Raw genomic sequence first — 23,116 nt, forward strand, 5'->3', positions numbered from 1 at the left:
TAGTTCACCTCCTCCCTAAAACAAGACGTTATCTATGGTATCAAAGCTTTCTCTTTCTTCTATACCATTTACTTTTTTATAAACCTTAAATAGTGCATCTAGTTTCTTAGGTGTGCAATTCCAGAATTGTTCTTCTGTCATCTTTAGTAGATTGGTTCCTAAATAAAAAAGCCACTCCCAGTCCCAAGTTTCTGAACCAGTGTGGCTTTCTATTCCCCCAAGTTTTCTTCTGCTTCTGGCATTGAAGTGCTAAGGGCTTCATTTATGGCCTTACCTAATCTTTCAAGATCATTGATGCCTAACATTTCTCCTATTTCTTTTAAAGTAACTTCTTCTTTTTCTACTTTTACTGCTGCATAGATTAAGGCTCTAATGGCTTTAATTTTCATTGCTTGTAAATCGTCAAAGGCTTTATTTAAATCTCCGTAGACTTCTTCTAATTCACAGAAAGTGTTCATATTGAACTTAAGTTCGTATACTTCATTGCCTAGTGTGATTTTAATGCCTTTGTTTTTTAGTTCTGATGCTTTCATTTATCATCACCTCCAATAAAAAAAGACCTGGATTATCAGATCTATAATTTGTAATGTTCTTGTTATATTCTTTCCTTTCCCATTTAAACCACCAAAAATTTAATGCCTCTTATAATTAGGTTTGGGGGATTTTTTTGACCCCCAGGGATACACCTTTATACAAATTATTAGTATATGATTTATGATGGTAGTTTATACCATTTTTAATATTGAAAACTTAAAGGGGATGGGGTATACTGACAATAGTTAATATGATGGAGAGTACATAATAATTAAAATTAGGAGGTAACACTTATGATTAAAAAGATTTTATTAACTTTAACTATATTATTAACTTTAGGTTTAACAACTTATGCTAACACTAACAAAATTTCGGACTGGGCACAAGAAGAAGTTATACAAGCTATAACAGAAGGTTATGTGCCAGCAAGATTACAAAACAATTATCAAAAGACAATTACTCGTGAAGAGTTTGCTGAATTATTTGTAAATATGATTTTTGAACACCAATGGCAATTCGGTATTGAATACCCTAATTTAGGGATTCCAGAATATCGTGTCACAAAAGAAGAATTCTTAAATTCAATAGTAAAAAGTGATGTTAACTTCCAAGATACTGATGCAGAGCACGTTATGATAGCTTATTATATGGGTATGGTTAATGGTACATCAGCTACGACATTCCACCCTAATAATCCTATCACACGTCAAGAAGCAGCCGTAATGTTAATTAACTACTGGGGGACTAGATTATCACCTAACTATGTATCTGGTTTACAAGAACTAGGTGACTTAGATAAGACAGCTAGTTGGGCAAAAGACCACGTATTAATGGCTTATGGACACGGTTTCTTTAAAGGAACCAGAGAAGCAAAATTTAGTACAAATTATGACCGTGTTATTCAAAAAGCATTATTTAGTCCAACAGGTAACTTTACTAGAGAACAAGCTATTGTTATTGCACAAAGAATATTTAGTGATTGGAAATTTGGAAAAGGTCTTATGGTAAGGGGTTTTGTACCATACAACAAGTTAGTAGCTAGTTACCAATTTGAAATAACAAAAGATTCTGTAAGAGCTTTATATAATATAGATCATCCTAGCTTAGTTACTATGGTAGAAGAACTTAATCACTTAAGAGGTAAACAATACGGTATGATTACTTCAGAAAGAGCTTTTGCGATAGAACAAGGACAAGGGTTTTGGGGAAAAGGAATTTTCAAAGATATAGTATATAAACGTGCTCTAGAATCTCAACACACAATATTTGATGTAGGTTATATGGAAGTAGAAATATTTAATCCAGAATATTTATTCGAATACCGTTTTAATCCTAATAGAGGAGTTTTTAATGTTTCTCTATATGGTGGACGTGACTATAAATATTCAACATTCACATTGCTGGAATCAACATCATATAGACATTCTTTTATCTACTAGAATAAAGAAATTCCCTCAGACTCGGTTTGGGGGATTTTTTTGACCTTGGGGGTCTAACTTACGCAAATATTAAAGGTATTTCCTTGTACTTAGCTCCTTGCATTTTTGATATTTTTCTAGCTATTATATTATTAAAACTGTATTTATTCTTCAATTGGCTCTTCAGTTACTTCTGCAAACCATTCCTCAACTATAGTCTGATCAATCCCTGTTGCGTCTTCATCTGCAATAAATCTATAATTCCCATCATAATCTCTAGCAAAGAACGTCCCTTTTAGTTTTGCACTTTTAGGTTGAGGTTTTTCTCCTTCTGTATCGTATTCATCTTCTGCTAATTCAAATTTTCCTTTCAGTAACCATACATATCTATACTTCCCATTGTTCTTCTTTGACCTAAACCCAAGTGCAACTGTTGGGGGTATATCGTCTTTACTTTCTATAAGTACACCTTTTACAACTTTAGAACCTTGTAATTTTGCTCTACTTTCTAAAGATAATTGATTAACTTCTATTTCTACGTCTACCCCTTCAAATGCAGTAATGACGTCTTCTACTGTATCGTCTGAATAGATATTTTCTGAGTTAGACTTTGGTGTTAACTTTGCCGCAATTGCTCTTTCTAGTTTCATTGGTGTTTCATATGCTACCTCTGTTCTATCGTCTTTTGTAAGCTTTGCTATATGAATATCTCTTAAACCTATTTGTCTTGCCATTTAGTTTGCCTCCTTTTCTTCCAAATAAAAAAATCTCATACCTTTATGGTAGAGACCTGTGTCTTTTTCATATAAATCTACTTCATCTAATCTTTTAAATCCTGCATCCCTTAGAAGCGCTTTTGTCTTATTAACCAATTCTTCATAATCTTCCTTGGACCATATATCTACCTGAATATAGTGACCTGTGAAAATTTCTTCATCTTCTTCAAAGCCTTCACCTCTTTGGTTGTATTCATTAAAAGTAATATAAGTAGTTTTTTTCCCTGTGTACTTTTGAAAACCTATAGGAACATTGAGAGGCTTTAAAGTATTGATTATAAGCTCGTTAATCAAGTTCTTTAAGCCCCCTTTCTAGTTCACTTTTTATAATTGAGTTAATTTCTTTACTGTTTTCTAAGATGGATTTTGATGCCCAATGTTGTGCTGGTATTTTGGAGGTTCCCCACTCGGTAAACTTACTGTAGAAAAACTCTGAGTTGTCTCCTTTATTTGGGCCAATTCTTATAAAATCTACTCCATCTTGACTTTCTATATCTGATACTTTTATATGGTCTGCCATATGTTTTTTATTTTCTTTTGACCTTGGTGCCTTTTTCTCCATTGTGCTTTTTACAAGTTCTCCAGCTTTATTTAAGGCATTCTCTTTTATTACTTTGCCTTCTTTTCCTAGTTTGTTCACTTTATCGATTAATGCATCCATTCCTTCAAGGTCTATTTTAGCCATTATCATCTACCTCCAAGGCTTTGATTTCCATATACTTGTTTTCATATTTGATGTTATCAATAAAAGTAATGTTATAGGCTCTTCCTTGAAATATGATTCTCATTGTTTCATCTATTCCTGCAGTGGCTCTTATAATAAACTTAACTGTTTTTTCTTTTTGAATTGCTGCAGCTTCAAAGTATTCTTTACCGTGAAGATTTGTTACTTTAGCCCATAAGGTTTTATAGTCTTTATAGATTTCTGTTTCAAAACCATTTTTATTTGTTTCACTTTCTATGGTTTGAAATGTTATTCTATGTTTTAATGCTCCAATCTTCATTAGATCACCAACTTTCTTTTCTATATGAAGATAAGAGCCTTTTGATAACATCATACACTTCTTTTATACTTGCTCTTTCTCGTTCTTCATACATATTCCCTACAGCATAAAATATGGCTTGTTTGACTTGCTCTGGAAGGATTTGTAATTCCTCTAGTTTAAATCTTAAAATATCTTCACACATCTCTTGTGCTGTTAAAATAAAACTGGTGATGAGCGTATCTTCTTCATCACCTTCTACTCTTAAATACAATTTAATGTCTTCTAAAGATGTTAGCATACGCCCACCTCCTCTTAATTTTTATTTCATAAGGCCTGCATCTTTTAGTTTTTGAAGCAGATGATTATAATCATCTTTCAATGCTTCAACTGTAGATGCATTACTATCCTCTTGTCTTTCTGCTGGCTTTAATTCTTTACCATTAAAGATAAGTTTACCTTCTTCTGTTATTTCAAGCTCTCCTGAAATTACTGTTCTTTCTCCACCTTGTTCTCTATAATTTCTTATATTACTCATCACTATCTATCCTTTCTGCTTAAGAACTTTTATGGCTTCTGGTAATATCAATTTACCATCTACCCTTTGAGTGGCTCTAAAACCTACTTGACCTGTTACAGCAAATAGTTCATTCAGTCTTTGGAATGATCTACCTTGACGATCTGCTACCCAGTAGTAACCAAAGTCACCAAAGGCTATTGTTTTTTCACCTGATTTTGCAGAAGGGATATAGGCAGAGGTTTTTACTGGTCTATTAAGAATGGTATCTGGTTGACCTGCTTGCACAGATGGTTGCCATAGGTATTGTCCATTTCCATCTTTTAATTTCCTAATGAGTTTTACTGTTGCATCATTCATAGTAAACACAGCATTTTTTCTATATGGTGATTTTAGGCTATAAAACAGGTCCATAATTTCATCCATTGTTATAGCAGTACCACTTGCAGTTGTTACACCTACTTCTGCACCACCTGTTTCATTAAAAATTCCTGTTGGTTTTCCTACTCCATCACCAACAAAAAAAGCCTCTTCTTCCTTTGAGCCTATACGTCTTGCAAATTCCTTTGCAATATAGGATTCAAGGTTAAAGACGCTATCGTTTAATAATTCTTCACTGACCTTTATCATTGTAGCCAGTTTATAAGCACCTATAGAAACTTGCCCAAAGGTATCATCACTTTCTGGAATTATACCTTCTTCATCTACCCAAGAAGCTGTTCCTTTTGATGCTACTACTGGAATTTTTTTATCTCCACTTGAAGTCGTTACTACTTTTGCCAATTGTCTAAAGATGTTTTGTTCTTCTAATGCTTCTATTAATGTTCTTTCAAATTCATCAGGAACAAGATACCCACCCTCTGAATCAGTCCCGATCTTTAAGGCATTGTGTACTTCATAATTGTTTTTATTACGCATAGACTTCCAAAAAGCTTGTTTGTATTCATCAGTTGCTCTACCTGTTTTTGTTTCTCCTGTTGTGGTAGGTTTGCTTGTTAATGGTGTGTTAATGGCTTTTGAAAGTTCAAAGTCTATTGCTTGTTGTCTTTCTAAGCGATCTATTTCTTTTCCTAAATTCACGACATCTGCTTCCATTTTTTCATATGTTGCTGTATCTTCTGCTGAGATAAGCCCATCATTACCTCGTTTGCTATCTAGGAAAGCTTTTGCTACTTCCCACGCTTTTGCTCTTTTTTCTCTTAGTTCTAATATTTTATTCATGTTTTTTCCTCCTACACTTTTAATAGATTTAATCTTTTTTCTAGGTTTTCGATTGATACTTTATTTGTCTTCTCTTTACTGTTACTTTGAAGTTTATTAAGGATAGAATTTGTAACGGCCATCCTACTAAAAATAATACCTTCATTTGTAGGTACCTCTACTTTTTTATTTTCAAACAATATGCCATCTGCAAAACCAAGTTCTACTGCTTTATTGGCATTGAACCAACTCTCTGCGTCCATTAAGTTAGATAGTTTATTCCTTGATAGCCCTGTTTTTAATTCATAAGCATTAATGATGGCTTCTTTAACTTCATTAAGCATTCCTATTGCTTTCTTCATTTCTATGGTATCTCCAATAGCTACTGTCATTGGGTTATGGATCATAAAAAGGCCAGTTGGTGAAATATAAACTTCACTACCCGCCATTGCAATAACCGATGCAGCACTTGCTGCTACACCATCAATTTTTACGATAACATTGTTTTTATAATCCATAAGCATATTGTAGATTTGTGTGGCAGCAAAGACATCCCCTCCTGGAGAATTAATCCATATGGTTATATCTCCATCTTCACTCAATAATTCTTGTTTAAATATCTTTGGTGTTACTTCGTCTCCAAGCCAAGTTTCTTCTGCTATGGCGCCATTAAGGTAAAGGGTTCTACCTTCTTCATTCTTTACCCAGTTCCAAAACTTCCTCATTCACATCCTCCTCTCTTACATTTGCAAAGGCCCCTGCATCTTTTAACTTTGTCATATTGCCATTGATTAAATACAAGTCTCCACCTTGTTCTTCTGGTATACGATTTAAGTTTTCTAATTCTCTTATGTCATTTGCTGATAACCAGCCATTTTGCCTTCCTACGGCATAGCCATTCATCCTGCTTTGATAATCACCTCTAAGCAATCCATCTACGTTAAATTTTATAAAGTATTTATTTTTTTCTGATGGTAATAATAAAGCTTTTTGCATTGCTTGTTCCCATCTTATAACCCACGGGTCTAGGGTGTACTTTACAAACTCTAGGGATTGTTGCTCTATATTAGAAAAGCTCGACTTTTCAAGATCACCAATCATATGTGGTGGAATCCTAAAAATTCGAGCTATCTCATTAATTTGAAATTTCCTTGTTTGTAAAAACTGTGCTTGTTCTGGAGGGATACCTATGGGTTTAAAACTCATCCCTTCTTCTAGCACTGCTACTTTGTTGGCATTGTTACTTCCTTGGTACACACTGTTCCAACTATCCCTTACTCGTTTTGGGTCTTTAAGTATGCCAGGATGTTCTAATACCCCTCCTGGATTTGCTCCATTAGAGAAAAAAGAGGCACCATATTCTTCTGTTGCTATGGCCATACCGATTGCATTTTTAGCCATTGCTATTGGAGAATAGCCAACTAGCCCATCAAAACCAAGTCCTGGTATATGAATCACTTCTTCTTTTGTTAAGTAAGCTTGCTCACCATTCTCTTTAGAATAGTTATAGTAAATCTCACCACTACTTGTTCTATCTACCACCATCTTATTAGGAAGTAACGGGTAAAGGCATATGACCTTACCATTTCCATCTCTTATAATTTGTGCATAGGCATTTCCCCATAATAAAAGATGACTCATTAGTGTCTCTCTAAAGACAAAAGAAGTCATCTCTGGGTTTGGTTCATCGTGTAGCAACTGGTATAGGTGGTGGTTAATGGCTTTTTCTTTTCCTGCTTTTGTATATTCATAAGTATGCAGTGGTAAACTTGCTATTGTTTCAGCTAGTATTCTTACACAAGCATATACTGCTGTGGTTTGTAATGCAGTTTTTTCATTTACAGTTTTACCACTTGTTGTTGGTCCAAAGAAGAAGTTAAAAGGATTATTGAATAACGTGTTTTTTGGACCATCTCTTGGTTGAAAAAATTCTGATAATATAGGTATCTTCAAGGTTTCACCTCCTAAAACAGACAAAAAAAGCACCTGTAGTACAGATACTTTTAACTTAATTACTTACGTATATAGCATTTATCAGGACATTCATACTTAGTATGCGTACTTGTCCTTTCAAACGGTGGATAATCACACTCCTGTTCTATCTCATAGACAACAATAAACCCTTTACCACAACTACACGGTTTTCTTGATATTTCTGTATCACTTACATTTTTCCAACCATGTCCCATTAATACCCCTCCTTCACCATTTACTAAAATATTACCAAATAATTAAAATAGAATTAATACTTTCACTTGTCTTTAACGCTTCAGATATTAATTTATGTAATTCCATTTATTTTTACATATTATTTCTTATTAAGAAAAATATCTCTTATATTCCATTAATATTTCTTTTACATAATCCCAAATTATAACATTTCCATTTTTAACTTCAAATACCTTCCCATTAGATTTTGGTGTATCAATCTTCATTTGATTGAAATTTCCTTTAAAATCTCTAACATAAGTTGAAGGGTATTTTTCGCTATCACTACATCTACTTTCTAATTCTTTTAAAGGTACCTCTGCTAGTTCGCTTTCTACCTGAAAAAAGGCTCTTATAATTTTATGATTGTATTGTTCTGATTTTGTAGCCCATTTAGGAATTTTTATTATTGCCTTACCTGAGTTAGCATTTATCGGATCATTAGTTCCTGTAACATTTGATGCTGCAACTGGTTTATATACCTGTGATGCTTTAGAAAAACTACTTGATATATACTGCATCATAAATTTTTCAATTTCTTCATCTTGATTTCCCTTATTCAAGATCAATGCTAAATTAAACTTTTCTAGAACATCAACATCAATTTTAAATTCAATAGGTATTTTCATTTTATCACTCCAGTATTAATATAATATTATATTAACATATATTAATTAGTATTACAAGTAAATTATTACTAATTTTACTAATTAATATTATTTTATTAATTAGTAAAATTAGTTTCGTGTACTATAAAACGAATATACCTCTTTTATCATAAACACTTCCACCACTACCAATATTTCTTATTGCTCTATCTAGTGCCATAATTAATGCAACAGCACCGTCAATTCGCTCTGTGCTTTTTTCTTTATCTGGTTTTATATTCCCAGCAGGGTCAGTTTTTACATAAATATTATCCATCATCCATCTAAGCACTGGATTGCCTCCGTGAACGATTTTCTTTTCTAGAGTTAACTTCATCAATTCCTTAGAAGCAGGTGACATATCTTTATAACCTTGCCCAAAAGGTATTACTGTAAATCCCATTCCATCAAGGTTTTGTACCATCTGAACTGCACCCCAACGGTCAAATGCTATTTCTTTTATGTTGTAAGTCTTACCTAACTCTTCAATAAAACTTTCTATAAAACCATAGTGGACCACATTTCCTTCAGTCGTTTTGATATATCCTTGTGTTTCCCACACATCATATGGCACGTGGTCTCTCCTTACTCTTTGCTTTAAGTTTTCATCAGGAATCCAAAAGTAAGGTAATACGATATACTTTTCATCTTCTGTTCTTGGCGGGAATACTAATACAAAGGCTGTAATATCTGTTGTACTTGAAAGGTCTAACCCTCCATAACATTCTCTACCTTTTAATAAATTGAAATCTATATCAAAATCGCATTCATCCCATTTATCCATCTGCATCCATCTGGTTGATTGTTTTACCCATTGGTTAAGTCTTAACTGACGGAATAAATTTTCTTCTGCTGGATTTTCTTTAGCACTATTAAATGCATTTCTTACTTTCTCTATATCAATGGTATGCCCCAATGAGGGGTTAGCTTTATACCAGTTTTTTTCATCTGACCAATCATCATTATCTTCTATACCATATATAACGGGATAGAATGTAGGGTCAATTTTTCTACCTTCCAGAATATCCACTGCCTTTTGATGTTGCTCATAGCATATAGAATTTCTATCTGTTCCAGCTGTAGTTATAAGAAAAAATAGTGGTTGCAATCTTGCATCACCACTACCTTTTGTCATTACATCAAATAACTCTCTATTTGGTTGCGCATGAAGCTCGTCAAATATAACCGAATGAACATTTAAACCATGTTTTGTGTATGCCTCTGCTGATAAAACTTGATAGAAACTATTTGTCGGTTTATATACTAGCCTTTTCATTGACATTATCGGTTTAATTCTTTTTTTTAGGGCAGGACTTTGTTCCACCATTTCAACTGCTACATCAAAAACAATAGAGGCTTGTTGCCTATCAGAAGCACATCCATAAACCTCTGCTCCCCATTCATTATCTCCACAAGTCATTAACAGTGCTACTGCCGCTGCAAGTTCTGATTTTCCATTCTTCTTTGGTATCTCTATATAGGCTGTATTGTATTGCCTATATCCATTCTCTTTTACTGTTCCAAATATATCTCTTATTATCTTATCTTGCCAAGGTAATAGGTCAAAAGGAACACCACGCCATTGTCCTTTAGTATGTTTTAAACAGTTAATAAAATTTACAGCGTGTTGTGCTTTCTTTTCATCGAACATCTTTCTTCCCCCCATTTATGAGGAGTAATTCCATTGGATCATTACTATCTTTACTTCCTGTATCCGCAACAATTCTACTTCTTGATGAAGGTGTTAATCCAAATTGTTCACAGAACTTAATCATTAATTTCAAATAAGTTTGGGCAATAGATACCTGTGGCACTTGCTGCCAATAACCACTTGGTGTTTTTACAATTGTTCCGTGTTTAGATATAAATTCTTCTGCTTCTTTCCATCTTGCATAGGCTTCACAATACCCTGCAAAGGCAGCCATATCTACTTCTGTTAATACGCCTAATTCTTCTAATTGAGCTGCTATCCTTTTCCATTCTTTTTTAGCTTCTGGTTCTAACCAAGTAGGACACTTGGGTGCTTTCTTCTCAGGTTTGGGTTCAAATTCATTAAGAGCTCTTTTTCCTGGATTGCCTTCTAATTCTTTAATTGCTGTTGGTTTAGGTTTTCTTCCTCTTTGTGCCATAGGTTCACCCCCAATCTAAAAAGAGCCCACCAAATTTTGGTAGACTCTTGGTTATTTTTTAATCTCTAATGCCTTTATAATTGTAGTTTCCTTTTTTAACTTCATTATGTTCTGCTTCAACTGCTTTTTTATAATCTTTATCCTGTTTTTCTTTTCTAGAGCATTCCATACAAATGCACTCTGTATTAAACATAGACATTATTCTTCCTTTATCCAGAGAACCTCCACATCTATCGCAATATTTTTGAGTAAAGAACTTATTCATTCTATTCTTCGCCCCCTGCTTGTTTTCTAAATGCGCCATTCCCATCTAAATTCTTTAAAAGAAATTTTCTAGTTTCTTTATATTCTAAACCTACTAAGCCAAGTCTTACTAACCAGGTTCTAAAAGTAAATTTTTCATTATCTGTTTCCGTTTGCTTACCTGATGTTTGTTTAAGTTTCATTGCAGTTTTATTCAATACACTTATAAATTCTAATATCTCTTTTGTGCTGTCTATATTAGTTAAGAATCTAAAAGTTATAATTCTTTCTTCAAAGTCAAAGGCTATTCCAGGTATTTTATTTGTACCGATTTCTTCATACTTATCTTTAAAGACTTCTAAGGTTTCAAGCTTTACCTCATTAATTTTCTCAATGAATTCTTTTACAACAATATCTTCTTCAAGCTCCAGGGCCTTTTTGATAAGAACTTGTTTGCTATAAATCATATTTACTAAATTCCTTAATGTATTTCCTGTATGTTCTTCCATTGGCAACTGAATTTCTAAGGGTGTTTGCTCTTCTTCTCCTTTAAGCAAGTTTTCAATTTCTAGTTCTTTACCTTCTTTGTTTTTGATTCTACCTTCTTTGTCAATAATAAGTTCTTGATCCTTAGCTTGTACTTGATACGCAAAACTTGGTGCGCCTAGATATTTTGGTGTAGTACCAAAATGCTCTGCCAATGTTTTAATGAGTTGTTTCCTATCCATTGTAGATACCTCCTAATAATTTTGGTACTACATTAATCACTCAAAACAACATTTATATCAAGTGTTTATTTCATTATTTAAGAAACAATATCTTTATAAGGAATCTCTTCTCCACTCCTTAATAAAGAAACTTTTTCTTCATTTCCTACTTGCTCAATATACCTTTTTACAATCACATCTGCATACTTTTCATCAAGCTCTATGGTATAACAAATCCTATCTGTTTGTTCACAAGCTATAAGAGTTGAACCACTTCCTCCAAATGGATCTAATACAATAGAATTTGTTAAACTTGAATTTGTTATAGGATAAGCTACTAATGCTACTGGCTTCATTGTTGGATGGTGCTTTGATTTTGTCGGTCTATCAAAGTTCCAGGTAGTTCTTTGTTTTCTATCGCCATAGAATTTATGACTTGCAGTTGGTTTCCATCCGACAAGTACGGGCTCGTGGTTATATTGATAATCGCAACGTCCTAATACTGGTGAGTTCTTTATCCATATACAAGTTTGATGACAAAAGAATCCTGCATCTTTAAAAGCTAGTCTAAAATTCACCGTTTCTTTATCAGCATGGAATACATAAATTGAACCACCATCTGCAATACTTTTATACATCCCTTTATAAGCTTCTAATAGAAACTCATAGAATTTTTCATCTTCCATATTATCATTTTGTATTGTTCCAGCATTCCCTTCATAGGCTACATTATAAGGTGGATCTGTTACGACTAGATTTGCTTTATTGCCATCCATTAATTTTTCATAGGTTTCTAATTTTGTACTATCACCACATATTAATCTATGTCTTCCTAACAGCCAAATATCCCCTTTGTTCGTAATTGGTTCTTCTGGTAAGGGCTCATCAAAATCATCTTCCTTAACACCCTTTGGATATACTTCATTAAACAATGCATCTATTTCTGGCGGTTCAAATCCTGTGAACGATGTATCATAATCTAGAGATTGTAAATCCTTTACTAGCTCAGCAAGTAATTCCTTATTCCATTCACCACTTATTTTATTGAGAGCAATATTTAATGCTTTTTCTTTGGTTTTATCAACATCAATAACTACACAATCTATTTCTGTATAGCCTAAAGTTTTAAGGACAGAAATTCTTTGATGCCCTCCAATAACTGTTAAATCTTTATTTACTATTATAGGGTCCACATACCCAAATTCCGTAATACTATTTTTAATCTTTTCAAATTCACTATCACCAGGCTTTAGCTTTTTTCTTGGATTGTATTCAGCAGGTATTAGTGAATCTATTTGCAGTTTCTTGAATTCCATCTTCTTCCCTCCAAAATCTATCTCTAATGTAACAGTTATGGCTACAATATTTTCTTTTCTTATTCCCATAAATACTAAAATCCTGACCACAGTATGGACAGGTATATTTGTATGTTGCTGTTTCTTTTTTATTTCTTTTATCTTGATTGTTCTTCCACCATTGTCTCCTACATTCTTCAGAACAGAACTTCCTTGTTCTTCCCTGACCTTTTTGTTTAATTGGTTTTTCACAACAGACACAAAGTAAGTTTTGTTTTACTTTTTCTTCTACGTTAAGAGCAACAACACAAGAATCGCCATCTAATCCATTTCGCTTACAAAACCCTCTTACACTATCTCTACTTAGTCCTAGAAGAGCTGCAATCCCTTTATACCCCATCCCTTTTAATCTAAGTTCTCTAGTTTTTTCTTTTTCTTCCGCTAACATACGTTTGACCCCTTTCTATAAACTTTTACGCAATAAAAAAACAACCACAAAACCTTGTAGTTGCTTTATTCTATGTTTTTATTATGCGATTTTATAGTACCCCCCTTACCTAGTTCTGCGAAAATTCACGTTAAGGGGGGCGTCGGTCCTGGGTTTGAGGGGTTTTGAGATTAGACCCCCCCTACGACCTTAATTTCATAATGCAGATATCGCTGTACGATTTTCTAATTTTCTTTATATATATTTCATAATAATCTTTATCAATAAAAAGAACAGAACAAAGGAAACATTTTTTACCAATTTGAATACCATTCAAATTCTTTTTGTTTTTACTTGGTACAGTATATTGTGATAATTCTAATTTGCAAATAGGGCAAACCTTAAACTCTTTAATAGATTTCTGTCTTATTCTTAAATTTTCATTATCCATAAACTCTTTCTTTTTTTTTAGCCTAGAAGTTCTATCATCCATCTGGTTATTATAATCTAGTTTGTTATTATGAGCAGTCTCTTTTTTCACAGCCAATTTCTCTGAATAATAATTACAATGTGCTGAACCCCCACACTTTACCATAAAGTAACGTGATTTGTGTGTAATGCACTTTTTATTGCTGTTGTCATAATATACACACCTTGCTCTATGACGCCGTGGATCATCCTCTTCTTTTACAGCATAGCCAATATGCCAAGGGGTATCTGGCAGCTTTTTATTATTAATTCCCATAATTACACACCCCTATGAAATTTGATACATATATTATACCCCTATACAAGTTTATTTTCAATATTTATACTCTTCATATATATCTTCTGTCATCGTCTTTTTATCATGACACCTCTTACAAAGAGCCTGCCAATTACTCTCATCCCAAAATAATAGCTTATCTCCTCTATGTGGAATAATATGATCAACCACTGTAGCTTCAGTTAACTTGCCATCATCTTTACACTTTACACAAAATGGATTCACTTTTAAAAATCTACTTCTAGCTTTTCTCCATCTACTGTCATACCCTCGTTCACTAGCACTGGCCCTATTTTCATATAACCTTTTATGCTCATCGCAGTAATTTCCATCAGTAACCTTTGGACATCTAGGATGCTTACACGGTTTTTTGGGTTTCATCGGCATTTGGCATCACTCCATTTATATTAAAAAAAGCCCTTAGGAATTTTTTCCTTTAGGCTTTATTATTTTTTTATACACTTTTACATTTTATACTATATCACCTTCAAGAGTGGTTGGCAAGTGTTTTTTAGTGTCTTTTTTATTTTTTTTCATTATTTTTTCAATTTTTTTTAATGCGATGTCATGAAGCTTTAATGTGTATCTTTTATCGTATCCCATTACCACAGCAACCTCGTTCCAACTTTTACCATCAATATATCTCATAGCCAGTAGTAATTGATATTTAAGTTCATCTAACTGGTTTATGGTATCCATAATTTCTCTTTTCAAATCCACAAACCTATCCACTGTTTCATCAAGCTCATACTTTAAATCAATGAGTTTCACATTATGTTCTTCCCTAATATTTTTACGTTCACCACCAGTTACTTTTACCGGTGAATAGGAAGGTGTAGTTTTTTCTGCCAGGGCTTTTAACCTTTCTTGTTCTTCTAGTTTCTGATTGATGATTTTATCAAGCCACATTGCCTGTGATAAATATTCCCTTGCATTCATTCCTGATTCAGCTCCCTTCTTAGATCTTTTATCAGTTTTTCCCCATCAATACTTGTCAGGGCTTGAAACCACTGGGAACGGAAGAATCGTTCAATACTTCTCCTTATGGATGAGTGCTCTGCACTACGGTAGTCCTTTACTGCTTGTACCACAATGGCATTTGCCAATTTTTCATAACCATCCATCTTTTCCACCACCGTAGTAAGTTCTAATAATTAGGTCCTGTTTTTCTACATCCAAAGAGTGTATTCTCTCCATAACTTTTTCACGTCCTACTTCAAATTCCTCTTTGGTTTTATAAAAATTACATCCATCACATTTCTTATTAGTAAGGGCCACACACTTGGTAGGTTTATAGGCAAAGCAATCAGTTTTACCTGTTTTATTGGTTTTATTGGTTTTATCTGTTTTATTGGTTTTACCCGTTTTACCTGTTTTATTGGTTTTATTGGTTTTATTGGTTTTATCTGTTTTATTGGTTTTATTGGTTTTACCTGTTTTATTTAATTTGATCTGTTTTACTCGTCTACCCATTACTCCACCTCTTTTCTTGGTTTGCAGTGTATGGTGAAGTTTTTGATGGGAATCTTTAATGCTTTGGCTTTTGCAATCTCTACTGCCATACCTGATGAAACCCTTTCTCCAAATACCCACAGTTCATGGCAAAGGGATAACATTCGAATCCCCATACTGATTCCTAGGTTTCTCTCATCCATATCATTCTCATCTAACAGCTGCGGGTAGAGTAGATGAGGTATAAATGGAACTGTATTTTTTGTAATAGCAAATCTTCCATAACGTTTGGCTCTCTCAGTATTTAGCTCTATATCCCCTGCATAGGGTGAGCAGATAAATACCACTTTTTTCTTTTCCAGCTTTATTTCTTCCTCGATGTTTTTTATTGCTTCATATGCTGTCGGGTCTAGATACCCTTCAGAATTATATAAATTTACACCCATATTGGACTCCTCCTTATTTGCTAAAACCTTGTATTTACAAAGCTTTCAATGGTTTTTTAGTAGTGAGAGGGGGCATAGATGTCCTAATATAATCCTATATTATATATTTTTTTCTATATAATATATTTCTATATAATATCTCCTATATAAAAAGATAGAGTATGTTGGACATCTTTCACCCTGCTCTATTTACTGGCTTAAAACCTTGAACTCATATTGGACATAACCTTAACCCATATTGGACGGGTCATTCCCCTTAAATATCCTGTATTTCTTACCATTAATTTTCTTATCAATGATTCTATAATCAAATCTTCTATTAATCTGCCTGGAAAACTCAATGTGACTAAGTGGCTGGAAGTTATTGTGAATGCAATACTCCAGGTACTTTTTATACACCTCAGCTGTTTAATGTGTGGCTTAAAATCAGGACTATCTGGTGAGAATCTTGCATTAAAAGGAATAATTAAAAGTCTTCTTTGTACCGCACCGGTTTTATCCTTCACCCTTGGAATGTTGTTGGCTGAGAATAATAATTTAGCATAGTTATTAAAATCAAAGGGGTCTTTGCCTTTCTTTTCAGCATTTACTCTATCTCCCGTTACCAGTTTTTTAAATATAGATGGATCAGCAATGAACTCATCTCCAATGTCATCACCAATATTGGCCATTTTCCCAAAGAGTTCTGCAGTTTTAAATCTCTCTCCTAGGTCCTTTAAATCAAGAGCTGAGATATTATGTGAACCTATAAGCATCGTGATCATATCTAAAAACGTGGATTTTCCATTTAACTTCTCTCCTGTAAGTATAAATGCTTTTCCCATCTCACTCCTGCGATAGAAGGTATAGCCAATCAGTTCTTCTAAAAGCGACCGAATTTCTGTATCGTTACAACTAATGTTATTGAGAACCGTATCTGTTAACTCAAAATATGCTGCTGGGTTATAATCCCAGGGAATACAGTTAGTTATAATATGATCTGGAGAGTGATCATTAAAGGAATCATCTGTTAAGTTATACACTCCATTTTTAAAGGCCAGTAAACTAAAGTCCTCATAGCTTGGTCTGACTTCCTTAGCAATAAGTTCTAGATAATGCATTGTCTCATTTCTTTTTGATTTTGTTAGTTCAGGAAGATGTTTTATCATAGAGCCTTCAATGGCTAAGAGATTGCTGGTGTAGATGCCCTTTTGATAAATATGCAGTTGGCTATTTATTTTAATAATGTGCTCTTCACTTACTAGGAATTTGGCAAACCGATCGTGGAGAAACTTAGATTTAATATAAAAAGTCTGCTTTAAGAAGGCTTCATCTCTAAGGATGGTATCTACTTCTTTATCATCAAGTGGTGCCTTTAAGACATACTGATTAATAATATGGATGATGTCTTTAATACTCTCCTTGCTAAATCCCTCAGATTGGAGGGTAAGTATATAATTAAATAAGGTCTGATTCCTGCCATCTCCTTCTTCTAGGGACTTAAAATCTGGGATATTGTTTTTCTTTAGAGGCCTTAACCAATCCGGTAGGAAGTCCGTTTCCTCTACCGTTTCAATTTTATTTAGCCACCTTCTAGTTTTTCCAAATACTTTAATAGGTACTGGAGCATTTTGTTCACCTACCGCCACATCTACAATAACACCTATGGGAGTGATAAGTTTTGTTTGTTTTTTCTTTACTTCTGTATTTCTAAAATAGAAGTGGTTGCCTCTATCGGTTTTAAGGACTGGACACTTGATATCTAGCTCTGTAATTATCTGTTTTACAAGTTTTGCTTCCTCTTCATCATCTATATCTATTTGGACCATGCCGTCTTGTAGGATTCCTGCGAAGTCAGCATTCAATTTTCTAATGTGGTCATAACTATAAAATGAAGTTTTATTTCGATAAGGTTCAATGGGTTTTTTACCTTTTGTTTTAATATATCCCTTTAAAAATTCCAATTTTTACACCGCCTTTTTTCTAATTTTCAAACTGTAATTTGGTGATTTTTGGCCCAAAACAGAGGTGTTTTGAGTGTTTTTCACCAAATTATAAGTAAAAAAACCTTAATATACCCAAATTTGCATCAAATCTTAATGATTTTTTATTTAAATCCCTCTGTTTTAAGGCTGTTTTGGGGGTAATCACCAAGTTATTAACCAACAAAATCTTCTAATCTCTTCTTTGCAAGATTCACATACCAATCTCTATCTAATCTTCTTGGTATTCTTCTAGAGATAACATTGTCATTTACAATAAAACAACTCTCCGGTGTATTTGCTATTTTTTCAACTCTACTATTTCCTTTGACTTTAAACACTCCTGGGTCACTATTTCTTGATGCAAATACCCGAAGAGTTTTTTCTGATAGTGGTTTATTGCCATGTAATGCGTGAGAGTATTTACTAGATACCTTGACCACTTTTTGAAACTGCATCAGGTCTTTACAACTATAGATGGTATCCTCTACCGGAATTTTATTAATAAAATATTTCTTTAAAGCTTCATTCACAATGGGTAGATCATTATCAATAGCATTTAATTTTTTTACATAACCACCCTTGGATTTATAACTACCATCCTCTTTTATGATGATGTAGTTATTAACATCCTTTTGAAAAATTCGGTAGAAAAGCTCATAATCCAATTTCATACGAGTACGCTCTTCCCATTCCTTACAGATGGTTTTTATGGTGTCTAACTCTTCTTTCTGTTGTATCTTGCCAATTAACCCATCTGTATTGGATTGAATTAAGGTCCAATAAGGCTCTAATTGTTCTATTAAATCAAGCAGTAACAGCTGCCCACCCACACAGACATTATTGGCCTGCCTCGGATCATAGAGATTATTGTACTGATGTTTCATAGCCCCATAGGTGGCATTTAGAACAATTTTATATGGTTGCTGCATTGGGTCCTTTAAAGATTTAAGTCTTAATCGTTCATTGTAAATCTGCTGGTATAGGTTAGGGTCTTCTACATTCCTTGAAAGGAATCCATATTCCAGCATAATTGAAGGATAAAATGAATTTACATCCACACTCACTAATATCCCTTCATCCTGATACTTATCCCTTGCTCCATGAAGTCCTCCCCAAGCAAATGTATGTGGAACACCAGATACTACAGTTTCTAAAGATTTCTCATAACTATGGTTTATCGGGTTTTGATACCAGTCCACAACGTGGATATACTTTTTAATCTTTAATGTATCAGGAAGAATTAAATCAAACTCATCATCCCGATTCATTTTTCTAGCCTTTAAAATTAAAGCTGCCAGTTGTGCTTTTGTTTTTCCAATATATTTTAGTGGTAATTCAAACGCCTTTAGTAAAGCCATTTGAGTATCAAATTCTTCTTTTCTATGAAGAAAAATCTCCATGGTCTCTTCCACGTCATTGGTACAATAATGTACCACTTCTTCGATTTCTTTTTCTGTTAGTTTACGGTTTATATCAAAGCTAACAGTGGTTTCTCTAATATCGTGGCCCATAAATCCTTCTAGTTCTTTTAGGCCATGTAGGGTGGTCATCACATCAAACTGATACAGTGGAATTTTCATAAACAGCGAACTGTACTGCCATCCTTGTTTTTTATCTGCTATAATATACTTGGAGATACTATGGGGATTAAAACCACAAAGGATGCCCTTTAAGATGTACTGATCATAATGGCGACTGTTATAGCCCACCCAAATGTGATCCTTATGTTGTTCATAAAACGACGCTAATTTCTTAGCATCGTTTATGATCACATGTCTTTCTTTAGTGATAGGATTTACAATGACAAAGAGCCAATCTGCCAGGAAAACCTCTGCGTCATAAAACAGTAGCATCCTACTTCACCTCAAAGACATCAATAATTTTAAAGGTACTAAACCCTTTGTTGGTTTCTCCATACTCCACTCCATACTCAAAGTTGCCATCAACTTCTTCATGGATATTTAGGAGCAGATTGTGGTACTGGGTGAAATTATCAAAGGTAACGTCTAGTGTAGTTTCTAAAGAGCGTAAAAATTCATTGGCCATATGCAATCCAAAGGCTGTATGAATTACTTGATTCATAAAAAGCATAGAGTTTTTATACTCTCCCTCTAGAATCCTCATCCAGCAACTTACCATTGGTTTTCCAGCCTTTGACTCCACAAGTTCCAATTTTTCAATTGCTACTTCATAGGTTCCGTGGGGTACTTCCTTGTAGTCAGCACTGTTAGAACTAACATTTTTTAAATCCTCTTTTAAGCCCTTTACATCAAACTGTTTATCAAACTTTGTAAATACATTGCTCATAATAGTTATCCTCCTTTAAATTTAATTATTTGAAGAGCGTCTGCTCTTACGTGCTGTTTTTGATTCAGTTTGTTCTGTTGGTTCAGTTACATCAGGTTTTTCTTCGTTAGGTGTTTCTTCCTTAGGTGTTTCAACCTTGGAGTAGGTTTTAATTCCCTCTTGAGCAACTTTTAGTGCTTCTATAAAAGCTTCCTTTTGTAGTTTTACTTTGTCCACCTTGAAGTTAAAGCGACCACCACCAAATACATTCTCTTGCTTTTCTAGAAGCAGATATCTCTCTTCCCCATCCATATAAGCTCTTGCTGTGAGGTCTACAATTCCTGTTAGAACATTAGCCACTTTATCGTTGATATTAGGTTTAATGGTGGTAAGTTTATTTCCATTTTTTAGTGTTATCTCCGTATTTACTTCTTTTGAGATAAAAATGAGTTGATATCCCAAATTCTTTAGGCGTTTCATAGCGGATAAAAACTCGGTTCTCACCATATCCCAGCCTTTTCCAAATCCTGCATCCTGCTCGTGGTCTATACCTAATTTCTTATAGGTATAAAGCCTGCAATGCTCGTATAAATCTTCTACTAAATCCACTGCTATTCGCTTGAAGGTATTTTCTTTTTTCTCAAGCTCTGTAATAACTTCTAAAAACACCTCCCAGGCAAGCTTTTCTTTTCTAAGCCTTCCTTCATAGGTAACTTCATCGGTAATTCTAATAACTGGAGATGTAGTGTTATCTACATTGCCATCTGTATTAATAAATAATAGGTCCTCCAATGTATCTATAAAGGATGATTTTCCAACATAGGAATCTCCATAGACCCACTTGTCTGGGTTTAAATCCATTTTTCGCTCTCTTTTTTCATTTTTAGGTAGTAACATATAATCTAATTCCCCCTCACAATAGTTTTGAAATTCGCACCAGGCACATAATTTACTTGGTGCTTTTTCATAGTTTGTTACTGTCTCAATTTCCCTGCAGCTGTTAAAGAAATCTTCTACTTTTTGGTGGTCATATTCCACTTCAACGATTTTTACCTCCATTGTGGAGAGTGTTTCTTTAAGCCGCTTTCTAAATTGATACAGGTCTTCGGTTTTCTTCTGGCGAATTTGAGTTTTAGGGATAAATATATATCCAATCTTTGAAACCTTAAACCCTAACCCCTCTAAGAAATGCTTATAGAGGTGCAGTTGCTTTGACTTAAGATAATTCTCCACGTTATTGGAATACTTAAAGTCGTACACATCAATAGTTAAATCTTTGTTATAGAGAATTAAATCCACAAACCCTTTAAATGCAGGAAGATTGATTTCATATTCAAAGGTCACCTCTCTTCCCTCTACCAACTCCTCCATCATCATTTGGCCTTTCTCTACCAATGTCTTTAGTTTAATCATCTCGTTAATATGGGCATCTGTAATAAGTGGGTACTGGTGATAATAGTAGTCCTCCATAACATTAGTGCCTTTTTCTAATCCCAGATGCATAGCTGAACCAACTATGAGTGGATTATCGGCACTAGGTGGAATTATAGTGGTTAGTTCCTTGATGTATCTAAGGTGAAACTGGTATTTGCATTTTTCAAAGCACTCAACTCGGCTATGGGAATACTGCACAAATTCACCTCCCTTACTAAGTTTTTAAAATCACTAAACCCTGATGGATAAAGGATAATTCCAATCCCTCCTGCTGCATTAATCTCTTGGATGTTCATTTTCTGTAGTGCTGTTGGGTTTCCAGTATCAGACTTTAATTCTATAGCGACGAAAATTCCACTCACACAACAGATTAAATCAGGGATTCCTGACCTTTGAAATCCGCCTCCAAATACTTTAAAAAACCAAGTGTTTGGTTGGGATTTTAGGAATTTAATCACTTTACTTTGTAACTGTTTTTCTGTCATTTACGTGTCCTCCTTCTCAAATAACTCCAATGTATAATCCCTCCTCTCCTTTAAAACGGTTAGGATTTTTTCTTCCACTGACTTCTCCGTAATAAGGTAATAGTAGAAACAGCATCTACTCTGACCTATCCTATGGATTCGTTTCTTACTCTGCATCCATAACTCGCTTGATAGGGGTAAACTGTGGTAGATTATTTTATTGGCCCTTTGAAGGTTTACACCTGAAGCTCCTGCTTGGTATTGGACCAAAGTGACTGTGTTGGATATGGTTTCATAATTTTTTAGGTCAGTTCCGTCACCGTTGATATATGAAATTGGCTTTTCTAAGGTTTCACAGATGGCTTTAATCAGGTCAAATTCTAGTTTAAAATTATAGAAAATCACTACCCGGTCTTCTGTTGATTCTAGTAAATCTTTTAATGCCAGATGTTTATTTTTGTTATAGATGGAGGCCAGTTTTCTTAGATAAAGTAGCTTTGTAAGTGCTGTATCCCCTACAAATGTTTCACCACCTACGGTAATCAACCTGTCTTTCTTAAACTTTTTATAACTGGTTGTGTTTTTTATTTTGATGATATTTTCAATCTGATCCGGGAGATTAAAGACCTCCTCTGTCTTCATAAAAACCGCTCCATGGCTTTTTAATTTCTCCTTCAGCCGATCCACATTTTTATATCCTTTAACTACTGTGATTGGAAAACCACCTACATCTATCTTTTCTGTGATAGTATATTGCTTATAAAATAATTTTTTAGATATATTCCATCCTAGTAGTTTCAGTTGGGACCAAAGTTCTTCATACTTACCACCCGTTGGGGTTCCGCTTAATAGAATGACATTGGTAGGTTCTAAACTAAGGATAAACTTAGCCCTGTTGGATGTTTCGTTTTTGATGTATTGAGACTCGTCCAGCATAAGAGTAAAGTTCTGCAGTTGCTTTAACTGTGGTCTTCTCCATATGAGATCATAATTAATAATAATGACGCTGCTTGGCGGAATACTCTCTAGCGGCTGGTTCTTGTAAATCATCACTTCATAGTCATAGTAATTTTTAAAATGCTCTGCCCAATCGTTAACTTTGGATTTTTGGCAGATAAGTAGGTTATATGGTGTGTTTAGTTCTCTCATCTTCTCTGAGCCTAGAAATGTCTTGCCTAAACCCATATCCAAGTAGTACGCCACTCTTGCTTTATCTTTTG

At 34.1% G+C, this 23,116-nt stretch carries 32 protein-coding genes; 1 reads left to right on the plus strand and 31 read right to left on the minus strand.

The features are described 5' to 3' along the window. Nucleotides 1–15 precede the first annotated feature (15 nt). Together EDC18_RS14875 and EDC18_RS08405 are read right to left on the minus strand one after the other, a co-directional pair. Entirely contained in the window at nucleotides 16–141 is a 126-nt protein-coding gene (locus EDC18_RS14875; RefSeq protein ID WP_279230921.1) for a hypothetical protein, read from the minus strand. A gap of 68 nt (nucleotides 142–209) precedes the next feature. Beyond that, entirely contained in the window at nucleotides 210–533 is a 324-nt protein-coding gene (locus EDC18_RS08405; protein ID WP_132252153.1) for a tail assembly chaperone, read from the minus strand. A 294-nt stretch (nucleotides 534–827) separates the two neighbouring features. Between EDC18_RS08405 and EDC18_RS08410 the strand changes: the two genes are divergently transcribed. Further along, nucleotides 828–1,973: an S-layer homology domain-containing protein gene (locus EDC18_RS08410; protein WP_132252154.1), complete on the plus strand. Its 1,146-nt coding sequence runs from the start codon at nucleotides 828–830 to the stop codon at nucleotides 1,971–1,973. Between the two features lie 143 nt (nucleotides 1,974–2,116). On the opposite strand, the gene EDC18_RS08415 is transcribed toward EDC18_RS08410, so the two are convergent. The 29 genes from EDC18_RS08415 to EDC18_RS08550 form a co-directional block, all read right to left on the minus strand. Beyond that, complete coding sequence (locus EDC18_RS08415) at nucleotides 2,117–2,686, minus strand: major tail protein (protein WP_132252156.1); 570 nt, start codon at nucleotides 2,684–2,686, stop codon at nucleotides 2,117–2,119. Then, on the minus strand, nucleotides 2,687–3,022 hold the full coding sequence (locus EDC18_RS08420) for a hypothetical protein (RefSeq protein ID WP_132252158.1): 336 nt from the start codon (nucleotides 3,020–3,022) through the stop codon (nucleotides 2,687–2,689). Continuing rightward, nucleotides 3,015–3,413 (minus strand): HK97-gp10 family putative phage morphogenesis protein, encoded by a 399-nt coding sequence (locus tag EDC18_RS08425; RefSeq protein WP_132252160.1) that lies wholly within the window; start codon nucleotides 3,411–3,413, stop codon nucleotides 3,015–3,017. Before EDC18_RS08425 ends, EDC18_RS08420 begins: the two co-directional genes overlap by 8 nt. Then, entirely contained in the window at nucleotides 3,406–3,732 is a 327-nt protein-coding gene (locus EDC18_RS08430; protein WP_132252161.1) for a phage head closure protein, read from the minus strand. The genes EDC18_RS08425 and EDC18_RS08430 overlap by 8 nt, the downstream gene beginning before the upstream one ends. 4 nt (nucleotides 3,733–3,736) lie before the next feature. Continuing rightward, nucleotides 3,737–4,012, minus strand: coding sequence for a head-tail connector protein (locus EDC18_RS08435; RefSeq protein WP_132252163.1), 276 nt, complete (start codon nucleotides 4,010–4,012; stop codon nucleotides 3,737–3,739). A gap of 21 nt (nucleotides 4,013–4,033) precedes the next feature. Further along, a complete protein-coding gene (locus EDC18_RS08440; protein WP_341472722.1) occupies nucleotides 4,034–4,249 on the minus strand; it encodes a Head fiber protein in 216 nt (71 codons plus the stop codon). A 6-nt stretch (nucleotides 4,250–4,255) separates the two neighbouring features. Next, a complete protein-coding gene (locus tag EDC18_RS08445; protein ID WP_132252166.1) occupies nucleotides 4,256–5,449 on the minus strand; it encodes a phage major capsid protein in 1,194 nt (397 codons plus the stop codon). Between the two features lie 11 nt (nucleotides 5,450–5,460). Further along, nucleotides 5,461–6,153, minus strand: a complete 693-nt coding sequence (locus EDC18_RS08450; protein WP_132252168.1) for a head maturation protease, ClpP-related — start codon at nucleotides 6,151–6,153, stop codon at nucleotides 5,461–5,463. Beyond that, nucleotides 6,122–7,381 (minus strand): phage portal protein, encoded by a 1,260-nt coding sequence (locus EDC18_RS08455; protein WP_442929354.1) that lies wholly within the window; start codon nucleotides 7,379–7,381, stop codon nucleotides 6,122–6,124. The genes EDC18_RS08450 and EDC18_RS08455 overlap by 32 nt, the downstream gene beginning before the upstream one ends. 59 nt (nucleotides 7,382–7,440) lie before the next feature. Then, nucleotides 7,441–7,617 carry a hypothetical protein gene (locus EDC18_RS14560; RefSeq protein WP_165878525.1) on the minus strand — a complete coding sequence of 59 codons (177 nt, stop codon included), beginning with the start codon at nucleotides 7,615–7,617 and terminating at the stop codon, nucleotides 7,441–7,443. A 129-nt stretch (nucleotides 7,618–7,746) separates the two neighbouring features. Beyond that, complete coding sequence (locus tag EDC18_RS08460) at nucleotides 7,747–8,265, minus strand: hypothetical protein (RefSeq protein WP_132252170.1); 519 nt, start codon at nucleotides 8,263–8,265, stop codon at nucleotides 7,747–7,749. A gap of 121 nt (nucleotides 8,266–8,386) precedes the next feature. Further along, on the minus strand, nucleotides 8,387–9,934 hold the full coding sequence (locus EDC18_RS08465; protein WP_132252172.1) for a terminase large subunit: 1,548 nt from the start codon (nucleotides 9,932–9,934) through the stop codon (nucleotides 8,387–8,389). Beyond that, nucleotides 9,924–10,412 (minus strand): phage terminase small subunit P27 family, encoded by a 489-nt coding sequence (locus EDC18_RS08470; protein WP_132252174.1) that lies wholly within the window; start codon nucleotides 10,410–10,412, stop codon nucleotides 9,924–9,926. Before EDC18_RS08470 ends, EDC18_RS08465 begins: the two co-directional genes overlap by 11 nt. Before the next feature lie 58 nt (nucleotides 10,413–10,470). Further along, nucleotides 10,471–10,677 (minus strand): gamma-glutamylcyclotransferase, encoded by a 207-nt coding sequence (locus EDC18_RS08475; RefSeq protein WP_132252176.1) that lies wholly within the window; start codon nucleotides 10,675–10,677, stop codon nucleotides 10,471–10,473. A 1-nt stretch (nucleotide 10,678) separates the two neighbouring features. Then, on the minus strand, nucleotides 10,679–11,383 hold the full coding sequence (locus tag EDC18_RS08480) for a virulence-related protein (RefSeq protein WP_132252178.1): 705 nt from the start codon (nucleotides 11,381–11,383) through the stop codon (nucleotides 10,679–10,681). 77 nt (nucleotides 11,384–11,460) lie between these two features. Then, the gene (locus EDC18_RS08485) at nucleotides 11,461–12,678 is read right to left on the minus strand and encodes a site-specific DNA-methyltransferase (protein ID WP_132252180.1); all 1,218 of its coding nucleotides are present in this window, start codon (nucleotides 12,676–12,678) and stop codon (nucleotides 11,461–11,463) included. Beyond that, nucleotides 12,635–13,105: an RNA polymerase subunit sigma-70 gene (locus EDC18_RS08490; RefSeq protein WP_132252182.1), complete on the minus strand. Its 471-nt coding sequence runs from the start codon at nucleotides 13,103–13,105 to the stop codon at nucleotides 12,635–12,637. The genes EDC18_RS08485 and EDC18_RS08490 overlap by 44 nt, the downstream gene beginning before the upstream one ends. Before the next feature lie 181 nt (nucleotides 13,106–13,286). Continuing rightward, complete coding sequence (locus EDC18_RS08495; protein WP_132252184.1) at nucleotides 13,287–13,829, minus strand: hypothetical protein; 543 nt, start codon at nucleotides 13,827–13,829, stop codon at nucleotides 13,287–13,289. A gap of 57 nt (nucleotides 13,830–13,886) precedes the next feature. Then, nucleotides 13,887–14,237: an HNH endonuclease gene (locus EDC18_RS08500; protein WP_132252186.1), complete on the minus strand. Its 351-nt coding sequence runs from the start codon at nucleotides 14,235–14,237 to the stop codon at nucleotides 13,887–13,889. A gap of 84 nt (nucleotides 14,238–14,321) precedes the next feature. Beyond that, entirely contained in the window at nucleotides 14,322–14,789 is a 468-nt protein-coding gene (locus EDC18_RS08505) for a DUF1492 domain-containing protein (RefSeq protein WP_132252188.1), read from the minus strand. Further along, the gene (locus EDC18_RS08510) at nucleotides 14,786–14,974 is read right to left on the minus strand and encodes a hypothetical protein (protein WP_132252190.1); all 189 of its coding nucleotides are present in this window, start codon (nucleotides 14,972–14,974) and stop codon (nucleotides 14,786–14,788) included. Before EDC18_RS08510 ends, EDC18_RS08505 begins: the two co-directional genes overlap by 4 nt. Then, nucleotides 14,961–15,323 (minus strand): hypothetical protein, encoded by a 363-nt coding sequence (locus EDC18_RS14565; protein ID WP_165878519.1) that lies wholly within the window; start codon nucleotides 15,321–15,323, stop codon nucleotides 14,961–14,963. Before EDC18_RS14565 ends, EDC18_RS08510 begins: the two co-directional genes overlap by 14 nt. Further along, entirely contained in the window at nucleotides 15,323–15,748 is a 426-nt protein-coding gene (locus tag EDC18_RS08520; RefSeq protein ID WP_132252191.1) for a DUF7768 domain-containing protein, read from the minus strand. The genes EDC18_RS14565 and EDC18_RS08520 overlap by 1 nt, the downstream gene beginning before the upstream one ends. Nucleotides 15,749–15,945: 197 nt before the next feature. Continuing rightward, nucleotides 15,946–17,691 (minus strand): phage/plasmid primase, P4 family, encoded by a 1,746-nt coding sequence (locus tag EDC18_RS08525; protein ID WP_243115100.1) that lies wholly within the window; start codon nucleotides 17,689–17,691, stop codon nucleotides 15,946–15,948. Between the two features lie 194 nt (nucleotides 17,692–17,885). Continuing rightward, nucleotides 17,886–19,565 (minus strand): hypothetical protein, encoded by a 1,680-nt coding sequence (locus EDC18_RS08530; protein WP_132252193.1) that lies wholly within the window; start codon nucleotides 19,563–19,565, stop codon nucleotides 17,886–17,888. A 1-nt stretch (nucleotide 19,566) separates the two neighbouring features. Further along, nucleotides 19,567–20,019 (minus strand): DUF669 domain-containing protein, encoded by a 453-nt coding sequence (locus EDC18_RS08535; protein ID WP_132252195.1) that lies wholly within the window; start codon nucleotides 20,017–20,019, stop codon nucleotides 19,567–19,569. 21 nt (nucleotides 20,020–20,040) lie between these two features. Further along, nucleotides 20,041–21,630, minus strand: a complete 1,590-nt coding sequence (locus tag EDC18_RS08540) for an AAA family ATPase (protein ID WP_132252197.1) — start codon at nucleotides 21,628–21,630, stop codon at nucleotides 20,041–20,043. Further along, nucleotides 21,552–21,917 carry a VRR-NUC domain-containing protein gene (locus EDC18_RS08545; RefSeq protein WP_132252199.1) on the minus strand — a complete coding sequence of 122 codons (366 nt, stop codon included), beginning with the start codon at nucleotides 21,915–21,917 and terminating at the stop codon, nucleotides 21,552–21,554. The genes EDC18_RS08540 and EDC18_RS08545 overlap by 79 nt, the downstream gene beginning before the upstream one ends. Beyond that, nucleotides 21,918–23,081: an SNF2-related protein gene (locus tag EDC18_RS08550; protein WP_207669187.1), complete on the minus strand. Its 1,164-nt coding sequence runs from the start codon at nucleotides 23,079–23,081 to the stop codon at nucleotides 21,918–21,920. Nucleotides 23,082–23,116 lie beyond the last annotated feature (35 nt).

The organism is Natranaerovirga pectinivora, from assembly GCF_004342165.1.
Classification (GTDB): Bacteria; Bacillota; Clostridia; order Lachnospirales; family DSM-24629; genus Natranaerovirga; species Natranaerovirga pectinivora.

What these genes read in the sequence shown, in the direction of transcription:
- EDC18_RS14875 (WP_279230921.1), bottom strand. Translation starts at nt 141, where the DNA reads ATGACAGAAGAACAATTCTGGAATTGCACACCTAAGAAACTAGATGCA.
- EDC18_RS08405 (WP_132252153.1), bottom strand. Translation starts at nt 533, where the DNA reads ATGAAAGCATCAGAACTAAAAAACAAAGGCATTAAAATCACACTAGGC.
- EDC18_RS08410 (WP_132252154.1), top strand. Translation starts at nt 828, where the DNA reads ATGATTAAAAAGATTTTATTAACTTTAACTATATTATTAACTTTAGGT.
- EDC18_RS08415 (WP_132252156.1), bottom strand. Translation starts at nt 2,686, where the DNA reads ATGGCAAGACAAATAGGTTTAAGAGATATTCATATAGCAAAGCTTACA.
- EDC18_RS08425 (WP_132252160.1), bottom strand. Translation starts at nt 3,413, where the DNA reads ATGGCTAAAATAGACCTTGAAGGAATGGATGCATTAATCGATAAAGTG.
- EDC18_RS08430 (WP_132252161.1), bottom strand. Translation starts at nt 3,732, where the DNA reads ATGAAGATTGGAGCATTAAAACATAGAATAACATTTCAAACCATAGAA.
- EDC18_RS08435 (WP_132252163.1), bottom strand. Translation starts at nt 4,012, where the DNA reads ATGCTAACATCTTTAGAAGACATTAAATTGTATTTAAGAGTAGAAGGT.
- EDC18_RS08440 (WP_341472722.1), bottom strand. Translation starts at nt 4,249, where the DNA reads ATGAGTAATATAAGAAATTATAGAGAACAAGGTGGAGAAAGAACAGTA.
- EDC18_RS08445 (WP_132252166.1), bottom strand. Translation starts at nt 5,449, where the DNA reads ATGAATAAAATATTAGAACTAAGAGAAAAAAGAGCAAAAGCGTGGGAA.
- EDC18_RS08450 (WP_132252168.1), bottom strand. Translation starts at nt 6,153, where the DNA reads ATGAGGAAGTTTTGGAACTGGGTAAAGAATGAAGAAGGTAGAACCCTT.
- EDC18_RS14560 (WP_165878525.1), bottom strand. Translation starts at nt 7,617, where the DNA reads ATGGGACATGGTTGGAAAAATGTAAGTGATACAGAAATATCAAGAAAA.
- EDC18_RS08460 (WP_132252170.1), bottom strand. Translation starts at nt 8,265, where the DNA reads ATGAAAATACCTATTGAATTTAAAATTGATGTTGATGTTCTAGAAAAG.
- EDC18_RS08465 (WP_132252172.1), bottom strand. Translation starts at nt 9,934, where the DNA reads ATGTTCGATGAAAAGAAAGCACAACACGCTGTAAATTTTATTAACTGT.
- EDC18_RS08470 (WP_132252174.1), bottom strand. Translation starts at nt 10,412, where the DNA reads ATGGCACAAAGAGGAAGAAAACCTAAACCAACAGCAATTAAAGAATTA.
- EDC18_RS08475 (WP_132252176.1), bottom strand. Translation starts at nt 10,677, where the DNA reads ATGAATAAGTTCTTTACTCAAAAATATTGCGATAGATGTGGAGGTTCT.
- EDC18_RS08480 (WP_132252178.1), bottom strand. Translation starts at nt 11,383, where the DNA reads ATGGATAGGAAACAACTCATTAAAACATTGGCAGAGCATTTTGGTACT.
- EDC18_RS08485 (WP_132252180.1), bottom strand. Translation starts at nt 12,678, where the DNA reads ATGGAATTCAAGAAACTGCAAATAGATTCACTAATACCTGCTGAATAC.
- EDC18_RS08490 (WP_132252182.1), bottom strand. Translation starts at nt 13,105, where the DNA reads ATGTTAGCGGAAGAAAAAGAAAAAACTAGAGAACTTAGATTAAAAGGG.
- EDC18_RS08495 (WP_132252184.1), bottom strand. Translation starts at nt 13,829, where the DNA reads ATGGGAATTAATAATAAAAAGCTGCCAGATACCCCTTGGCATATTGGC.
- EDC18_RS08500 (WP_132252186.1), bottom strand. Translation starts at nt 14,237, where the DNA reads ATGCCGATGAAACCCAAAAAACCGTGTAAGCATCCTAGATGTCCAAAG.
- EDC18_RS08505 (WP_132252188.1), bottom strand. Translation starts at nt 14,789, where the DNA reads ATGAATGCAAGGGAATATTTATCACAGGCAATGTGGCTTGATAAAATC.
- EDC18_RS08510 (WP_132252190.1), bottom strand. Translation starts at nt 14,974, where the DNA reads ATGGATGGTTATGAAAAATTGGCAAATGCCATTGTGGTACAAGCAGTA.
- EDC18_RS14565 (WP_165878519.1), bottom strand. Translation starts at nt 15,323, where the DNA reads ATGGGTAGACGAGTAAAACAGATCAAATTAAATAAAACAGGTAAAACC.
- EDC18_RS08520 (WP_132252191.1), bottom strand. Translation starts at nt 15,748, where the DNA reads ATGGGTGTAAATTTATATAATTCTGAAGGGTATCTAGACCCGACAGCA.
- EDC18_RS08530 (WP_132252193.1), bottom strand. Translation starts at nt 19,565, where the DNA reads ATGCTACTGTTTTATGACGCAGAGGTTTTCCTGGCAGATTGGCTCTTT.
- EDC18_RS08535 (WP_132252195.1), bottom strand. Translation starts at nt 20,019, where the DNA reads ATGAGCAATGTATTTACAAAGTTTGATAAACAGTTTGATGTAAAGGGC.
- EDC18_RS08545 (WP_132252199.1), bottom strand. Translation starts at nt 21,917, where the DNA reads ATGACAGAAAAACAGTTACAAAGTAAAGTGATTAAATTCCTAAAATCC.
- EDC18_RS08550 (WP_207669187.1), bottom strand. Translation starts at nt 23,081, where the DNA reads ATGGGTTTAGGCAAGACATTTCTAGGCTCAGAGAAGATGAGAGAACTA.